Annotated in this window: 17 protein-coding genes and 1 pseudogene; 8 read left to right on the top strand and 10 right to left on the bottom strand. The window is 41.5% G+C overall.

Going from position 1 to position 16,238, the window contains the following annotated elements; translation table 11 throughout:
• Positions 1 to 204: 204 nt before the first annotated feature.
• Positions 205 to 1,704, top strand: coding sequence for a cation:proton antiporter (locus CYK47_RS12610; RefSeq protein WP_122902204.1), 1,500 nt, complete (start codon positions 205 to 207; stop codon positions 1,702 to 1,704).
• A gap of 48 nt (positions 1,705 to 1,752) precedes the next feature.
• Complete coding sequence (locus tag CYK47_RS12605; protein WP_122902203.1) at positions 1,753 to 2,067, top strand: MGMT family protein; 315 nt, start codon at positions 1,753 to 1,755, stop codon at positions 2,065 to 2,067.
• A gap of 47 nt (positions 2,068 to 2,114) precedes the next feature.
• Here the strand turns inward: CYK47_RS12605 and CYK47_RS12600 are convergent, their stop codons facing one another.
• Both CYK47_RS12600 and CYK47_RS12595 read right to left on the bottom strand, forming a co-directional pair.
• A complete protein-coding gene (locus CYK47_RS12600; RefSeq protein WP_122902202.1) occupies positions 2,115 to 2,561 on the bottom strand; it encodes a universal stress protein in 447 nt (148 codons plus the stop codon).
• Between the two features lie 207 nt (positions 2,562 to 2,768).
• On the bottom strand, positions 2,769 to 3,119 hold the full coding sequence (locus CYK47_RS12595; RefSeq protein ID WP_122902201.1) for a hypothetical protein: 351 nt from the start codon (positions 3,117 to 3,119) through the stop codon (positions 2,769 to 2,771).
• A 103-nt stretch (positions 3,120 to 3,222) separates the two neighbouring features.
• On the opposite strand from CYK47_RS12595, the pseudogene CYK47_RS12590 reads away from it, so the two are divergent.
• Positions 3,223 to 3,363 (top strand): annotated as a pseudogene (locus CYK47_RS12590) (P-loop NTPase fold protein); the annotation flags it as partial.
• Between the two features lie 202 nt (positions 3,364 to 3,565).
• On the opposite strand, the gene CYK47_RS15500 reads toward CYK47_RS12590, so the two are convergent.
• The 6 genes from CYK47_RS15500 to carA all read right to left on the bottom strand — a co-directional run bounded on the left by CYK47_RS15500 (position 3,566) and on the right by carA (position 10,047).
• Entirely contained in the window at positions 3,566 to 3,739 is a 174-nt protein-coding gene (locus CYK47_RS15500; protein WP_164709197.1) for a hypothetical protein, read from the bottom strand.
• A gap of 9 nt (positions 3,740 to 3,748) precedes the next feature.
• Positions 3,749 to 4,288, bottom strand: a complete 540-nt coding sequence (locus tag CYK47_RS12585) for a mobilome CxxCx(11)CxxC protein (RefSeq protein WP_122902199.1) — start codon at positions 4,286 to 4,288, stop codon at positions 3,749 to 3,751.
• Between the two features lie 33 nt (positions 4,289 to 4,321).
• A complete protein-coding gene (locus CYK47_RS12580; protein WP_122902198.1) occupies positions 4,322 to 4,948 on the bottom strand; it encodes a CatB-related O-acetyltransferase in 627 nt (208 codons plus the stop codon).
• 143 nt (positions 4,949 to 5,091) lie between these two features.
• Positions 5,092 to 5,568 carry a transcription elongation factor GreA gene (greA, locus tag CYK47_RS12575; RefSeq protein WP_122902197.1) on the bottom strand — a complete coding sequence of 159 codons (477 nt, stop codon included), beginning with the start codon at positions 5,566 to 5,568 and terminating at the stop codon, positions 5,092 to 5,094.
• A 92-nt stretch (positions 5,569 to 5,660) separates the two neighbouring features.
• A complete protein-coding gene (gene carB, locus CYK47_RS12570; RefSeq protein ID WP_122902196.1) occupies positions 5,661 to 8,891 on the bottom strand; it encodes a carbamoyl-phosphate synthase large subunit in 3,231 nt (1,076 codons plus the stop codon).
• A 13-nt stretch (positions 8,892 to 8,904) separates the two neighbouring features.
• The gene (carA, locus tag CYK47_RS12565; protein ID WP_122902195.1) at positions 8,905 to 10,047 is read right to left on the bottom strand and encodes a glutamine-hydrolyzing carbamoyl-phosphate synthase small subunit; all 1,143 of its coding nucleotides are present in this window, start codon (positions 10,045 to 10,047) and stop codon (positions 8,905 to 8,907) included.
• A gap of 310 nt (positions 10,048 to 10,357) precedes the next feature.
• Between carA and CYK47_RS12560 the strand changes: the two genes are divergently transcribed.
• Positions 10,358 to 10,960, top strand: a complete 603-nt coding sequence (locus tag CYK47_RS12560; RefSeq protein ID WP_122902194.1) for a hypothetical protein — start codon at positions 10,358 to 10,360, stop codon at positions 10,958 to 10,960.
• 33 nt (positions 10,961 to 10,993) lie between these two features.
• Here the strand turns inward: CYK47_RS12560 and CYK47_RS12555 are convergent, their stop codons facing one another.
• Both CYK47_RS12555 and yhbY read right to left on the bottom strand, forming a co-directional pair.
• Positions 10,994 to 11,533 carry a DOMON-like domain-containing protein gene (locus CYK47_RS12555; protein WP_122902193.1) on the bottom strand — a complete coding sequence of 180 codons (540 nt, stop codon included), beginning with the start codon at positions 11,531 to 11,533 and terminating at the stop codon, positions 10,994 to 10,996.
• 9 nt (positions 11,534 to 11,542) lie between these two features.
• Complete coding sequence (gene yhbY / locus CYK47_RS12550) at positions 11,543 to 11,866, bottom strand: ribosome assembly RNA-binding protein YhbY (protein WP_122902192.1); 324 nt, start codon at positions 11,864 to 11,866, stop codon at positions 11,543 to 11,545.
• Between the two features lie 195 nt (positions 11,867 to 12,061).
• Here yhbY and rlmE point away from each other — a divergent pair, with 195 nt between their 5' ends.
• The 4 genes from rlmE (at position 12,062) to CYK47_RS12530 (ending at position 16,060) form a co-directional block, all read left to right on the top strand.
• Positions 12,062 to 12,712, top strand: coding sequence for a 23S rRNA (uridine(2552)-2'-O)-methyltransferase RlmE (gene rlmE / locus CYK47_RS12545; protein ID WP_122902191.1), 651 nt, complete (start codon positions 12,062 to 12,064; stop codon positions 12,710 to 12,712).
• Between the two features lie 136 nt (positions 12,713 to 12,848).
• Complete coding sequence (gene ftsH, locus CYK47_RS12540; RefSeq protein ID WP_122902190.1) at positions 12,849 to 14,744, top strand: ATP-dependent zinc metalloprotease FtsH; 1,896 nt, start codon at positions 12,849 to 12,851, stop codon at positions 14,742 to 14,744.
• Between the two features lie 71 nt (positions 14,745 to 14,815).
• Positions 14,816 to 15,670, top strand: a complete 855-nt coding sequence (gene folP, locus CYK47_RS12535; RefSeq protein WP_122902189.1) for a dihydropteroate synthase — start codon at positions 14,816 to 14,818, stop codon at positions 15,668 to 15,670.
• A 75-nt stretch (positions 15,671 to 15,745) separates the two neighbouring features.
• Entirely contained in the window at positions 15,746 to 16,060 is a 315-nt protein-coding gene (locus CYK47_RS12530; protein ID WP_122902188.1) for a DUF5713 family protein, read from the top strand.
• The last annotated feature ends 178 nt before the right edge of the window (positions 16,061 to 16,238 follow it).

The raw sequence follows: 16,238 nt of genomic DNA, 5'->3' as shown, positions 1-16,238 counted from the left end.
TAACAAAGCAAACACTTAAGCGGCAGAAAAATAGCGCATCAGTGTAGGGCAAATGCCCTAAAAAAACTCTGATTACTGCACAGCAATGTATGTAAAACGGAGTAGACTGATCATGTGAATAAATACATATTCACTGGGTATTTTCTTGAGAAATGGTTGAACTGCGCTGCTACAGCCAAACTCAAGCTTAGGTATGGAAGGCAAATGGGAAATTATTTTTTTCTACAAGTATTTACGGTTATTTTTGCACTCTCAATTGCCACCACTATATTTAATAAAAGGGTGTTGGGTTTTCCGCAAGCGATTGGTGTGCCGATTGTGTCGGCAATTTTCGTATTTATTTTGCAATGGGCCGCGAGTCTATTAAATGGCAATCCGTTTATTGTCATTAATTTACATAATATTGAAGCAGCAGTGCGTCACATTGATTTTTATGACTTTTTAATTAATGGTGTGATTTGTTTTATTCTAACCTCTTCGGCCTTAAAGTTTAAAGTCTCTGATTTACGTAGCCATTGGAAACCAATCGGCATTTTAGCCAGTATTGCCTTGGTGCTGTGCGCCGTGTTCTTTGGTATTGCGCTTTACGGCTATCAATTCTTAATCGGTAAACACGTCGATTTATTGGTGTTGCTGTTGCTTGGTGCAGCCCTAGGTGCGACTGACCCGATTGGGATTAAAGGCGTGCTCAGTTCAGTACGCGCACCGCATCATTTAATGGTAAAGCTAGAGGGCGAATCCCTGTTTAATGATGCGATGTGTATTGCCGTGTTTATGACCTTACTCAATGTATTACAAGGGGAACATTTTACCGTGCTGGGGGTGTTAGAAACCCTGCTGTATGAAATTATTGTGGCTGTAGTCATTGGCGCAGCCTTTGGGCATGGTATTTTGCGTTTACTGCGTGGTAAACATGAAATGGAATCTTTGATTCTGACCACAGCATTGTTGGCCTGTGGTTCTTATTTAGTGGCCTTATTTGCTCATGCTTCAGCACCGATTGCTTGTGTGATTGGAGGCTTGATTGTTGGTAATAAATGGAAAGAGATTTTACAAGAGCGTGAAATTCGTGAAGTGAATCATTTTTGGCATACTGTCGAAGGCATTATTAATTCATTCTTGTTTACCTTAATTGGCTTAGAACTGTTTATCTTAGATTTAAGCTTTAGCTTAATTTTAGGTGGTATTGTGGCCTTTATTATTTTGCATGTTTCACGTTTTGCAGCCAATTATTTATCTTTTGCCTTTTTCCCGAGTTTTCGTAAAAAAAGCTATAACGGCAGTTTAACCATTTTATCTTGGGGTGGTGTACGAGGTGGTATTTCTTTGGCTTTAATTTTGGCGGTCGCAAATATCCCAGAACTAACAGAATATAGCAGTATCCTGATTGGCTATACCTTTATTGCGGTGCTGTTGTCGGGTTTGGTGTGTGGTTTGGGCTTACCTGCGGTGATGAATGCCTTTTATTATAATCCGAATGAAGAAAAAACAGGGTTTAAAGGTTGGTACCAACGCATGTGCCATAAAATGAATCGTAAAGGCTTTCAATATGTGGTGGGTGAAGATGTGAATGGCAATGAAGTGATCACCATTTATAAGGCAGATCGTTTGATTGACACACGCGCCGAAGATGGCGTTGCTGCAGTGCATAACCCTGAAAAAGTACAAGAAGTTAAACGCCTCGAGAGTCCAGAAAACTTCTAAGCAACGATAAAACAGTCACTGTAGTGGCTGTTTTTTTATGGAGAACAAATGCCAATTCACAATGAACTTGCGCCCCTTATTTTAACTGTGGTCGCACAAATCCCTTATGGAAAAGTTGCGAGTTATGGGCAAGTTGCACGTCTTGCTGGTTTAGCCAAACATGCGCGTTTGGTAGGTTATGTGCTTAAACATTTAGATGCAAGTAGTGAGATTCCATGGCATCGGGTGGTGAATCATAGCGGTAAGATTCGCACGCAATCATCAGCGCAAGGACAAAACCTTCAGTGCGAGTTATTAACACAAGAGGGAATTGTCGTTGAAAATAATCGGGTTAATTTAAAACATTATGCTTGGCAGTTTTAAAACTTCCCACAGCTTGCTGTGGGAAGTGCTGTTGAGGAAAGCAAAGCCTATTGAGGATGGCGTACTACCAATACTGGAATTTGCACATCATTTAATACATTTTGCGCCACGCTACCTAAGAACAATTTTTTAAGCCCAGTACGACCATGTGAACCTATAATAATTAAGTCAGCAGCTAAATCTTGTGCTGCTTGTACCAATTCACGGTGCACCACTTGACCCTCTAATAGTTTGGTTTCAACTTCTACCCCTAATTCAGCAAATTTAGTTTTTGCTGTTGCTAAATCATCTAAAATGGCACGACGCGCCCGTTCAATCATGTCATTGGTTTGCGCGGCAGAAATATATTCAGCAGCGATATAAGGATCAAGCGCCATCACTTGTACCACAGTAATTTTGGCATTAAACGCTTTGGCAAACTCAGCCGCTTTATCGACTGCAGCCAATGAGGTATCTGAACCATCGATAGGGACAAGAATATGTTGATAGGTCATGTTATTTTCCTTATAGTTGCTTTGTTTGTTTATTGATCTTAACTGAAAATTAAATAGAATAAAACCAAGTAAATTCATAGGGATAAACTTGGTCAATTGCAGCATTATCCACCTAGAAAAAGTGAATAAAAGCAGTCAAGTTGAGCTTTAAAATCAACATAGTTTTTCGATACCCAGCCTTAAAAAAGCACCCGAAGGTGCAGGTGTTTAGTGTATTGGAGAGCGGACAAAGCCTAGTTGTTGCGCACTTTTTAAATCTTTTTCGGCAATTTTAAATATCGCCAAATGCCCCATTTGACCACCACACACCGCAGGATACATACGACCATCATCAGTGATGCGTGCGTTATAGGTCATGATATTGGCAGATTTGAGTTGTTTATGCAGTTCATCAAGTTTTTGTTGCTGGGTTGGATATTGCTGGCATTGTATAGTGCTAAAGCCTTTGGCAATTTCTACATGTACAGTTGCGACTGAAGCAGGTTGTGGCATACGACTGCCAGCAAAGCTTGCAAGACTTAAACTACATAACACAGTAGTGAATAGAAGTTTATGCATCGTCTTTATCCTTTTAGACAGGAGCCTCTAACTTAGCAAGATCTTGTAGGTTGTAGTAGGTGATCTCAGTTAAAATCATGTTTTGTTTTTTATTTATAACAATATGTCTGAACAATTAAATTGGCAACGCGATAATTTTGAACATGATTTTACAGCTTGGCAGGGTGATCTTTGGGGGCGTCAGCGTTTAGGCGAACAGCTCACTAATTATGTAGATCGCTTGCAATGTGGTGCGGTTTTAGCATTTAAGAAATTTATCCAAGAATTAAGACATTACATATAAAAAAGATGAACCAGTAAAATTATTAAAGAGAGTTGGGAATTCTTCTAATGGGGAAGATTTAGGGTAAAGAGGCCTATATTTATTCATCATCTATGTTTTCTAAAAAAACCACTCAACTAGAGTGGTTTTTATTACATTAGGTTTGAATTTCAAGAGAAAAGGATTATTTTCCACAATGAGGGCATCTACCTCTTCGAAATGGTCCAAGATCTAATGCTTGAGGGTTTGATCTTGTATGTATATCTTGATGCACTATATTTAACATCTTTGAAATTCTAGCTTGATCTTGACGGGGTAGTTGCTGGATAGCTTTTAAAATTGTTTCTACATTATTCATTACATATCCTTAAAAATTAGCACAACTATCACACTTTTTGTCTTTGGCTGGCTTTTCAGTTTGTGGGATCTCATTGCAAATTTTGCATTGAAGCTGGAATCTATAAAGTGCTTTTCTCGTACCATAGCGTATTTCTTCATCGGATATAGATTGTGAAATATCTTCTTGCTTATACCGTTTATCTTTTTCCAATAATCTATTGAATACATCTTGAAAATTTTCATCCTGCTGAGCAAGATTATCAAGTTCGGTAAATAATTCATCTTGACGTTGAAGAGCCTTAATAGAATAGTGGTGTTTATCGTCCCACTTATCAATAATTGACCATAGAAAACATAGTATTTGAATTGCCCCTAAAATCAATGCCAACGATTTGAGATCATTACTTATGGTCCCTATAGCTAAATATACCAAGCCAATTATAGTTGGTATGGCTAGACCCAAAAAACTGAGAAGCTTAGTTAACAGAGCATACTTCTTGACTCGTTTTTCGAAAATCCGAGCTGTGCCAAATGTATCGAATAGTTTTTTTTCTAAGCAGGAATGCATAATTTATTAAATTTTACTATAGAAATTATGTCATTATATATTTTTTTTTATAATTATTTCTATTTCTTTAGTATTATCCGTCTGCAACTGTTCACGCATTTTTAAAAACTGCTTTTCATCTAAATCATAAATTTTAAGGGCAAGCAGTTTTTTGATCTCTTCTTCAGGAAAGCGATATTTAATAATTTTCGCAGGTACGCCACCCACTACAGCATAAGGTGGCACATCTTTAGTCACAATAGCACCTGTAGCAACCACAGCACCTTCACCCAGCGTTACACCTTGCATAATCATGGCACGACTACCAATCCAACAACCATCGCCAATGACGGTATCGCCAGCAGGTACAAAACTACGGGTATCAAACGGAAAAGCCGAAATCCAATCAGTACGGTGTAATTGGTTGCCACCCATCATAATTACACATTCCGCGCCAAAACAGACGAAGTTGCCAATATAGAGCTGATCAATCGGGCGTTCGGGGCTAGATGGCTTATCATGTAAATAACGCACGACACAACGCTCAAAACCTTGATCCCAATAGGCTGAGTAATAACTATAATTGCCTTTGATATGGATATTCGGATTTTTTACCGTTTTAGAAATAAATTCGAACTCGCACCAATGGTTAACAGGAGAGTTGATCAGCTTTTCAGACATAAGAAAAAGAGGTTGATGAGGTCACACAATTATAACGTAATTAAGCTCCTCTTTGGAAAAGAGGGGTATGGGGAGATTGACCAAAGTAGAATACTAAAAAACCCCTCAATAGAGGGGCTTTGTGCAGCAACAGGCTTTAGAAATTAAAGATATTCAACTTTAGAAATCTCGTATTCTACTTCGCCTTGTGGCGTTACGATTTTTACATCATCGCCTTCATTTTTACCTAATAAACCACGCGCGATTGGCGAGTTTACTGAGATCTTATTGATCTTAAAGTCTGCTTCGTCATCACCTACAATCTTATAGGTCTTTTGCTCTTCGGTGTCTAAGTTTTCAATCGTCACTGTAACACCAAAAACCACGCGACCATTTTGCTCAAGTGTTTTAACATCAATCACTTGGCAAGCACCAAGTTTACCTTCGATGTCTTGAATACGACCTTCACAGAAACCTTGTTGCTCACGCGCTGCATGGTATTCTGCATTTTCTTTTAAATCGCCGTGTTCACGCGCTTCAGCAATGGCTGCAATGATACGCGGACGTTCAACACTTTTTAGCTGATGTAATTCTTTCTCTAAGGCAACTTTGCCTTCAGGAGTCATAGGATAACGTTGCATAGTTGTCCCTCAAAATTAAGTATAAAAAATACCGGTCTAAAAAATAAAAAAGCCCCGCCACCAAGAGGCAGCGGGACTTCTCGGGAAATAAATTAACCTTTGGTTAGGTCTTGTAAACGGTATACGTCCATTGGTAATTTAATGGCTAAAGCTTGGCATACTGCGTCTGCACCATTCAAGGTTGTTGTGTTATACACCTTACCTTGAAGCGCTGAACGACGGATTGAGAATGAATCCTCTTGAGCCTTTTTACCTTCAGTCGTATTAATCACAAGGTGGATTTCGCCGTTTTTGATACGGTCCACAATGTTAGGACGACCTTCAGTGACTTTATTCACGCGTTCACATTCAAGACCCGCATCGCTAAGTACTTTAAATGTACCATCAGTTGCAAGAATCTTGAAGCCTAGGTCAATCAATTGCTTCGCAATACCTGCTGCGCGTGGCTTGTCTGAGTCACGAACAGAGATGAAAGCATGTTTGATTTCGCCTTCAGTCGGTAAACCTGGTAAACGTTCGTTTGCACCAAGAACGGCTTTATAGAACGCTTCACCAAATGTTTTACCAACACCCATCACTTCACCTGTAGATTTCATCTCAGGTCCAAGAATTGGGTCAACGCCAGGGAACTTGTTGAATGGGAACACTGCTTCTTTTACAGAGAAGTGCTCAGGGATGATCTCTGAAGTGAAGCCTTGAGATTCTAGAGATTGACCTGCCATACAACGTGCAGCCACTTTCGCTAAAGATTCACCGATACATTTAGAAACAAACGGCACAGTACGTGATGCGCGTGGGTTCACTTCTAAGATGTAAACGTCGTTGCCTTTAACCGCAAACTGAACGTTCATCAAACCGATTACGCCAAGCTCTTTTGCCATTGCAACAGTTTGACGACGCATTTCATCTTGAATCTCTTGAGATAGAGAATAAGGCGGAATAGAACATGCTGAGTCACCTGAGTGAATACCTGCTTGTTCGATGTGCTGCATGATACCGCCGATCACCACGTCTTTACCGTCAGATACACAGTCAACGTCAACTTCAATCGCGTCATCTAAGAAGCGGTCAAGAAGAACAGGCGCTTCGTTAGATGCTTGAACCGCATCACGTAAGTAGCGTTTTAATTCTTCGTCGTTGTACACGATTTCCATCGCACGACCACCAAGAACGTAAGATGGACGTACCACAAGTGGGTAGCCAACTTTCGCAGCTTCAGCCATACCTTCTTCAGCAGATTTTACGATGCTGTTGTTTGGTTGACGAAGTTGTAGACGTTGAATCATTTGTTGGAAACGTTCACGGTCTTCTGCACGGTCAATTGCGTCAGGAGATGTACCGATGATTGGTGCACCTGCTTCTTCTAAAGCACGAGCCAATTTAAGCGGCGTTTGACCACCGTACTGCACGATGATGCCTTTAGGCTTCTCGATACGTACGATTTCTAACACGTCTTCAAGTGTAATTGGTTCGAAGTACAAACGATCTGATGTGTCGTAGTCGGTAGAAACCGTTTCAGGGTTACAGTTCACCATGATGGTTTCGTAGCCGTCTTCACGCATTGCAAGCGCCGCGTGTACACAGCAGTAATCGAACTCGATACCTTGACCAATACGGTTAGGACCACCACCGATCACCATGATCTTGTCTTTTGCAGACGGGTTCGCTTCACATTCTTCATCGTAAGTTGAGTACATGTACGCTGTATCAGATTCGAATTCTGCCGCACATGTATCGACACGTTTGTAAACTGGCGTTACGCCCAAGTTCCAACGGTGTTTACGGAATTGTTTTTGTGAAATGCCCATCAAGTTCGCAATGCGAAGATCTGATAAACCTTTACGTTTGAATGAACGGATGTTGTCCGCATTCAAATCACCAAAACCTAAAGTTTTGATTTGGTTTTCAGTTTTGATGATGTCTTCGATTTGGATCAAGAACCAACGGTCGATATTTGTCGCAGCAAATACTTCGTCTAGGGTGAAACCGTGACGGAATGCATCGCCCACGTACCAAATACGCTCAGGACCTGGAACTTTAAGCTCTTGTAAGATTTTCTCACGCGCGCCTTCAGTGCCCACTTCGATTTTTTCGTCAAAGCCGCAAGCACCCACTTCAAGACCACGAAGCGCTTTTTGCATAGACTCTTGGAAGTTACGACCAATCGCCATCACTTCACCGACAGATTTCATCTGAGTTGTAAGCGTTGCGTCAGCTTGAGCGAATTTCTCGAAGTTGAAACGAGGAATCTTGGTAACAACGTAGTCAATTGCAGGTTCGAATGATGCAGGTGTTGTACCGCCAGTGATGTCATTTTTCAACTCATCAAGCGTGTAACCTACAGCCAATTTCGCTGCAATTTTCGCAATTGGGAAACCAGTTGCTTTAGATGCTAGGGCAGAAGAACGAGAAACACGCGGGTTCATCTCGATCACGACCATACGACCAGTTTTCGGGCAAATACCGAACTGAACGTTAGAGCCGCCTGTTTCTACACCAATTTCACGCAGTACAGCTAAAGATGCATTACGTAAAAGTTGGAATTCTTTGTCTGTCAATGTTTGCGCAGGTGCAACAGTGATTGAGTCACCTGTGTGTACGCCCATTGGGTCGAAGTTTTCGATGGTACATACGATGATACAGTTGTCGTTTTTGTCACGAACAACTTCCATTTCGTACTCTTTCCAACCAATTAAAGATTCATCAATCAATAACTGTTTGGTTGGAGAAAGATCGAAACCGCGTTCACAGATTTCAATGAATTCTTCTTTGTTATACGCGATACCGCCACCTGAACCACCCATTGTGAATGATGGACGAATGATCACAGGGAAACCGAAGCGCGCTTGAATTTCTAAAGCTTCTTCCATTGACTCAGCGATGTCAGCCTTTGGACATTCAAGACCAATTTTACGCATCGCTTCGTCGAAGAGTTTGCGGTCTTCAGCTTTTTCGATTGCTTCTTTGGTCGCGCCGATCAATTCAACATTGTATTTTTCTAAAATGCCGTGCTCATCAAGGGCAAGGGCACAGTTCAATGCAGTTTGACCACCCATTGTTGGAAGAACTGCATCTGGGCGTTCTTTCTCAATGATCGCTGCAACAGTCTGCCACGTAATCGGTTCGATATACGTTGCATCTGCCATTGCAGGGTCAGTCATAATGGTCGCTGGGTTAGAGTTCACCAAAATAACACGGTAGCCTTCTTCACGAAGTGCTTTACATGCTTGTGCGCCTGAGTAATCGAACTCACACGCCTGACCAATCACAATTGGACCCGCACCTAGAATTAAGATGCTTTTAATGTCTGTACGTTTAGCCATGATGCTTCCTTAATTACTTCTTAGATGCTTCGATAAGTTCGATGAAATGATCGAACAATGGTGCGCAGTCATGTGGACCAGGGCTTGCTTCAGGGTGACCTTGGAAGCTGAACGCAGGCTTGTCTGTACGATGAATCCCTTGCAGGGTTTGGTCGAACAGTGATTTGTGCGTTGCTTTTAGGTTTGCAGGTAAAGTTTCTGCATCTACCGCGAAGCCATGGTTTTGCGAAGTAATCATCACTGTACCCGTTTCGATGTTCTGTACAGGATGGTTGGCACCGTGATGGCCATGCGGCATTTTCACAGTTTTAGCGCCACTAGCAAGTGCTAGAATTTGGTGACCCAAGCAAATACCAAATACAGGTACGTTACGAGCGTCTTCTACAATGGTTTTTACAGCTTCAATTGCGTAATCACATGCAGCTGGATCGCCAGGGCCGTTTGATAAGAACACGCCATCTGGATTTAATGCAAGGACATCAGCAGCAGGAGTTTGCGCAGGCACAACAGTTAATTTACAACCGCGGTCTGCTAGCATACGTAGGATGTTGGTTTTGACACCGTAATCGTATGCAACAACATGGAATTTAAGTTCAGGTTGAGAAAAGCCTTTGCCTAATGTCCAAGAGCCTTCAGTCCATTCGAAGCCATTCGGATCACAACATTCTTTAGCAAGATCTAAACCATTTAAACCGCCAAAGCTACGTGCTTTTTCTAATGCTTGTTCTTCTGTAATATTTTCGCCAGCTAAGATACAGCCGTTTTGCGCGCCTTTATCACGTAAGATACGTGTTAATCGTCGAGTGTCGATATCGGCAATAGCAACGACATTGTGTGCTTTTAAGTAATCACCTAGTGATTGTTCGGCACGGAAGTTGCTATGCAATAAAGGAAGGTCACGGATAATTAAACCGTTGGCCCATACTTTATGAATGCGACCTGACTCAGCGTCTTCTTCGTTGCAACCCGTATTACCAATATGTGGGTAAGTTAAAGTTACAAGTTGCTGTGCATAACTTGGGTCAGTCAAAATTTCTTGATAGCCAGTCATGGCAGTATTGAAAACGACTTCACCAGTCGTACTACCCGATGCACCGATAGACGTTCCTTTAAAGATCGTACCGTCGGCAAGGGCTAAAATGGCGGGAGTGCTCAAACCAAAGCTCCTGAAATTTAGGCTGTAAAAAAGCGAGAAGACGAAAAAAAAGGAAGGTTATTTTTTAAACCTATCCTCCCTCTGTCTGCTCGCTTGAACTTAACACGGCATTATACGCTCTAAACGAGATGAAGTCCATTTAGTTTGACTTGAATATGTAAGATAAATTCCTTGATTTTTGCGTAAAAGTCTGTTTGTTGACCATACGCAAAAAAATGTAAGCATTTTAGAATTGTCTAACAAATCAAAACTTAAATTTTATCAATATCGATTAAGCTGATGACAGTATAAACAAAAACAGGAACAACAAATGACTGAACAAAACAAAACCCTAGAGACTAAAACCCCAGTTAAAGAAGCAGCAGACAAGCCACAAGCCAAGGTAGCTGAGGTAAAAGAAAAAGTGGTTGAAAAAGCAGCTGAGGTAAAAGAAAAAGTAGCTGCTAAAGTTGAACAAGCACAGGCTAAAGTTGCCCCAAAAGTAGAGCAAGTACAAGAGAAGGTGCAAGAGAAAGCTGCTGAGGTTAAACAAGCAGTGACAGAAGCATCGGCAGTTAATACTAAGGTTGAAGCTGAGTCATCAAAAGATAATCAAGCGCCAGAAAAAAACGTGGGTGTACAAGAAAAAATTGGTCAACTTAAACAAGACTTATTACAGCGTCTAGAAAACTTAAAAGGCCTTAAAACAGCCGATTTGTCTGAAATTAGTGCTTTTGTCAAAGCAGAATTTAATGCAGTATTAGAAGACTTATCTAAATTGGGTAAAGAGCTCAAACAAGATGTCAGTGAAATCTCACTCAAACATAAAGAACAGCTGACAGAAACCTTTAAACGCTCTAAAGAACATACCTTAGAAGCCTTAAATAAAGCGGCTAAACCTGAAGCTAAAGATCAAACTAAGCCAAATGCTTAAGCCATAAAAAAAAGTGAGCGTTAAGCTCACTTTTTAAAATATATGCAACCAATCACGTTTATTGTGAAAATCTGCTTGTGCAGCGCTATGTTGCATCGCATAGAGCTGTTGGCCTTGTGTGGTATTGAGCACCGCAGTTAAACCAATAAAAAGATCTGACCATTTTAATTTATGTTTAAGCATAAATTCAGTTAAGTCTAGACTGACATTTAAACCATAGTGCGTGCGTTTTAAGCTATTCAGTTCAATATCGTGTGCCGCTTGCGGTGGCATATCCTCAGGATAACGATATTCTTCAAATTGATAGACTTGCCAAGCTTCACTCGGCGAGAGATTAATCTCACGATATTCATCTTCGCCTTTAATGCCAATAAAAATCTCAAAGCAAGTGTCTTGCCAAAGAAAATCTTGACGTGCTTGATCGGCTAACGCTTTAGGCCAAATGATCCATTGATTTGGATCACGTACCCAAAAGCCCACATTTAAGGTATATGGGCTTAAACTCTCAATCGCACCTACAATTGAGATCGCTTCAAAACGACGCTCAAAGGCACTGAGTTCGTAACTTGCCATTGTCTAGTATTAGTTAGACAAATGTGCGTGACGCACAAGGTTAGATAGCTTTTGGTTTTGTTTTGCAGCTTTTTTATAAAGCAATACAATTTTACCAATGGTTTGTACAATTTGAGCATCTGTTGCTTGCGCAATTTCTTCAATTAACGCTGCACGCGCTTCACGATCTTCTGCCACAATTTTCACTTTAATGAGCTCGTGATCATTTAAAGCACGGTTAGTCTCTTCAATGACATTCTCAGTTAAACCTTGACCGCCAAGCATCACCACTGGGTTAAGTGCGTGACCAATTTGACGTAAACGCTTACGTTCCTGAATAGATAAAGCCGCCATGAAATATAACCTAATTTTAAAAACGGCTTAGTATAGCAAATTGCAAGCTTAAACGCTGTAAAAACTGTGCAAATAATCGATCTTGTTCATAGAAAAAATCTGCATTGCTTGGCAATTTAGATACACTTGGATACTGCAAAAACTGTGTTTTTCACGTACACTTAAATATTAGAAGTTTTTTGTATTTAGAGAGTTATGGCGACGCGCATTACGAACCAAAAATTATCCAAAAGTAGTCGTGACTGGATGCGAGAGCATTTAGATGATCCTTTTGTTAAAAAAGCACATAAGGATGGTTATCGTGCTCGGGCAGCCTATAAACTTCTTGAAATTCAAGAAAAATATAAAATGATCAAACCAGGCATGACCGTGGTCGATTTAGGCGCGGCACCAGGCAGTTGGTCACAAATTGCGGGTAAATTGGTCGGTAGCAAAGGTTTAATGATTGCCTCTGATATTTTACCAATGGACGCATTACCTGACGTGACCTTCTTACAAGGCGATTTTCGTGAACAAGAAGTGTTTGATAAATTGCTTGAAATTCTAGATGGTCGTCAAGTGGATGTTGTAATTTCCGATATGGCCCCCAATACATCAGGGAATAAAGCTGTTGATCAACCGCGTCAGATTTATCTATGTGAGTTGGCACTTGACTTTGCCACTAAAGTACTGGGTCCTAAGGGACAGTTTTTAGTCAAAGTATTCCAAGGCACAGGTTTTGATGAGTTTCGTAAAGAGGTCGTGAATAACTTTGATGTGTTAAAAACGGCTAAACCTGCGGCATCACGCGCACGCTCAAAAGAAGTTTTCTTATTGGGGCAAGGGCGTAAGAAAGCAGTTAAATAAACAAAGTCTACTTGCCAAGCCGTTAAAAATTGTGCATTTTGTACTTTTTCAACTTTGATAGCTGATCTTCAGCGAAAACTTTAGGATCACACCCACCTCGGGCATGATCAAATTAGATTGATATGGGAATAAAGCTTTGAGCGATCTCTTCAAGAATGCCGTATTGTGGCTGGTGATACTTGGCGTACTGATTCTGATTTTCAGTAACATCAGTAGCAGTGATAAGCCAACAGCAATGAACTATTCAGAGTTTGTTACTGCGGTGGATGCTGGCCAAATTAAGCAAGTGACAATTGATGGCGAAAGAATTAGTGGCGAAAAGACCAATGGCACTCAATTTGAGACCATTCGCCCAGCGGTTCAAGATCCTGAACTGATGCCAAGCCTGATTGAGAAAAATGTTGTCGTTGAAGGTACTGCACCTCAGCGTCAAGGTTTATTGATGCAACTTCTCATTGCAAGTTTCCCTGTACTTTTAATCATTTTGTTATTCATGTTCTTTATGCGCAACATGGGTGGTGGTGCAGGCGGTAAAAATGGTCCAATGAGTTTTGGTAAATCGAAAGCAAAAATGCTGACCGAAGACCAAATTAAAGTGACCTTTACCGATGTTGCAGGCTGTGACGAAGCAAAACAAGAAGTGGTTGAAATCGTAGATTTCTTAAAAGACCCTTCGAAATTTAAACGTCTTGGTGCAACCATTCCAAAAGGCGTGTTGATGGTTGGTCCTCCGGGTACGGGTAAAACTTTGCTTGCTAAAGCGATTGCAGGTGAGGCGAAAGTTCCGTTCTTTAGTATTTCAGGTTCTGACTTCGTCGAAATGTTTGTGGGTGTAGGTGCATCACGTGTACGTGACATGTTCGAACAAGCCAAACGCCATGCGCCATGTATCATTTTTATTGATGAGATTGACGCTGTAGGTCGTCACCGTGGTTCAGGTACGGGCGGCGGTAACGATGAACGTGAGCAAACGCTGAACCAAATGTTGGTTGAGATGGACGGTTTTGAAGGCAATGAAGGTATTATCGTCATTGCTGCAACTAACCGTGCTGATGTACTGGATAAAGCCTTACTACGTCCAGGTCGTTTTGACCGTCAAGTGATGGTGGGCTTACCTGACATTAAAGGTCGTGAGCAAATCTTAAATGTACATTTACGTAAATTACCTTCGACCACTGGTGTTGATGTAAAAGTCTTAGCACGCGGTACACCGGGATTTTCTGGTGCGCAATTGGCAAACCTTGTTAACGAAGCGGCTTTGTTTGCTGCACGTCGTAACAAGAACACTGTCGATATGCATGACTTTGAAGATGCCAAAGACAAGCTGTATATGGGACCTGAGCGTAAGTCGATGGTGATTCGTGAAGAAGAACGTCGTGCAACCGCTTACCATGAAGCAGGACATGCGATTGTTGCGGAAATGCTACCGGGTACTGACCCTGTGCATAAAGTAACAATTATGCCGCGTGGTTGGGCCTTGGGTGTGACTTGGCAGTTACCAGAGCATGACCAAACCAGCCATTACAAAGACAAAATGTTAAATGAACTGTCAATCTTGTTTGGTGGTCGTATTGCCGAAGAAGTGTTCATTAACCAAATGTCGACCGGCGCATCAAATGACTTTGAGCGTGCTACCAAAATGGCGCGTGCCATGGTGACCAAATATGGTATGTCTGACAAGATGGGCGTTATGGTCTATGAAGATGATTCACAGCAATCTTTCATGGGGAGTATTGGTAGCCGTACTATTTCGGAAACCACTCAGCTTGAGATTGACCGTGAAATCCGTCGTATCTTAGATGAACAGTATAAAGTTGCCCGTGATATCTTAGAAAATAACAAAGATATTGCCCATGCGATGGTGAAAGCGCTGATGGAGTGGGAAACCATTGATCGTGACCAAATCCGTGACATCATGGAAGGTCGAGAGCCACAGCCACCAAAAGTGTATGTTGCTGATAACCCTGTGTTGGATGTGACGCCTGTAGAGGCAGCAACCACACCGCCGCCGCTACCAAGTAGCAGTAGCTAATAAAAAGAGCCTCAATTGAGGCTCTTTTTTATTGGGGCTGTTAAAATATAATTTGTAATAAGGAGATTGATATGCAGCTTATGCCTTTACCGCAACGTATTTGGCAATGTGGTCAGCTACAACTTGACCTGTCTCGCCCTCATGTCATGGGTATTTTAAACGTAACGCCAGACTCTTTTAGTGATGGTGGGCAGCATAATAGTAAAGATGCTGCTGTTGCGCATGCTTTGGCTATGATGGCCGAAGGTGCTACAGTGATTGATATTGGTGGTGAATCTACCCGTCCAGGTGCAGCCGCGGTGAGTGTAGAAGAAGAGCTACAGCGTGTTGTGCCTGTGGTTGAAGCTTTAGCACAGTATCCTGTCGCAATTTCAATTGATACCTCAGAGCCTAAAGTAATGCAGGCCGCAGTCGCTGCAGGGGCGCATATTTGGAATGATGTACGTGCTTTAACCCGTCCACAGGCGTTACAAACTGCAGCTGCCTTAAATATCCCTGTGATTATTATGCATATGCGTGGTGAACCAACCACCATGAACAATCTTGATCAATATACAGATGTCACGCAAGATGTCATGCGTGAGTTATCTGAACGTGTACAAGATGCGCTAGATGCAGGCGTAAAGCCTGAACACATTATGATTGATCCGGGCTTCGGCTTTGCTAAAAATGCCAAGCAAAATTTACAGTTATTAAATGAGTTATATCAGCTTAATCAGCTTGGTTATCCAATGCTATCAGCGTTATCTCGTAAACGTTTTATTGGTGCAGCATTAGGTGGAGCAGAGGCACAGCAACGTGCGATTGGTTCTGTGGCAGGGCATTTATTGAGTGTACAGCAAGGTGCATGTATGGTACGTGCGCATGATGTTAAAGCGACAGCCGATGCACTTAAAGTTTGGCAAGCTATGCAAGGCGGAGTTTAATGGGCTGTAAATTTGGTGAATTGGTTAAATTATGTTATATAGGCTCGCTTTAATGCATTTAGTTTAGAGAGCTGTATGTTTACAGATTTACTTCTCCCAATGTTTGATGATGAATATTATCCCGATATTCTCGTTGCTGAAGTGAAGCAACTCGTTGAACAGTTTGCCAAAAAAATTGCTAAAGGCAACTTATCTGAAGCAGAAATCTATCACTTTGCACAAGCGACGGTGATTGAGCTGAATAAGATGAAACCACAGTTTGAAGATCTAGATTCAAGTTTAGATGATACGGCTGCGGATTATATTGCTGAAGCCATGATGATGGTGGCGCAAGAGTACGGTTATATGGACCTTGAGATGGAAGAATTGGTCTCAAACCGTGAATGGTAAAACAATAGCCCTGTAAATTACGGGGCTTTTTTATGCTTATTAAATTTTAGACATAAAAAAACCAGCGCTAGGCTGGGAATTTTATTGCACCATTCTTTAAGTTAAGAATGGTGCCCGAGGCCAGACTCGAACTGGCACGCTTTGTGGGCGGGGGATTTTAAATCCCCTGTGTCTACCG

It is taken from the genome of Acinetobacter sp. B51(2017) (assembly GCF_003711395.1).
Lineage (GTDB): Bacteria > Pseudomonadota > Gammaproteobacteria > Pseudomonadales > Moraxellaceae > Acinetobacter.
This window is presented reverse-complemented; position numbering and strand designations above follow the sequence as displayed.